Raw genomic sequence first — 742 nt, forward strand, 5'->3', positions numbered from 1 at the left:
CGGGATACAGCGTTCCATCAAGCCGGACAACACCGCCCAGAGAGTCATCCACGCCCATGACCAGCAAAAGCTGAAGCTGGCGGGTTTCCCGGTCGACAGAACTCATTACCGGCATCAGCGTCGGTAGCAGACGTCCCTGCGTAAAATCCACCTTCCTTGCTGCCAGTGATGGCATGGCTGGCTGGCGGTCTTCTCCAAGACAGAAAGACTCCGGCCATGTCTTCGGCTGGCGGAGATTGCGGGTATATTGCGGCCATGTCTGGCAAACCTGCGTCAGAAGTTGCTCAAAGGTCGCAGAGGAATAAACACGTTGCAGTGGTGGATGTTGACCGATTTCGCTTCGGTCACAGATATAACCACTCCTGTCACGCATTAAATCAACACTCTCAAAGATTCTGGTGCGGTATTTCTCCAGCTCGTTCCCCCAGAGCGTATATTCTCCGTTCCGGTTGTGAAGCAGAAGGTAACAGGTCATTTCCCCGTTACCAGGCATGGGAGCCTCGCCATACCCCGTAACGACTCCTCTCAGCACCCCTGAATCCATAACGGCATTGTCATTTTTCCTGAGCTGTTCCGCTCGTCGCTCCGCGCGACTACGTTCTGTATCCTCCTGCTCCTTCCGGCGCAATTCCTCTTCACGTTTAAGCAACTGGACTCTGAGAGCTGCAAGGCCGGATGCCCCCCACTGCTGCCACTGTTTTTCAAATGCCGTCTGACTCGCGGGAATGTCCTGTTTCTCCAC

1 protein-coding gene is annotated in these 742 nt (G+C 54.9%); it reads right to left on the reverse strand.

Annotated elements, in window-relative coordinates:
* A partial coding sequence (locus JNB91_RS30350) for a hypothetical protein (protein ID WP_346269430.1) occupies positions 1-742 on the reverse strand: 742 nt, incomplete at both ends.

Origin of the sequence: Aliirhizobium wenxiniae (genome assembly GCF_019511445.1) — a bacterium.
GTDB lineage: Bacteria > Pseudomonadota > Alphaproteobacteria > Rhizobiales > Rhizobiaceae > Neorhizobium > Neorhizobium wenxiniae_A.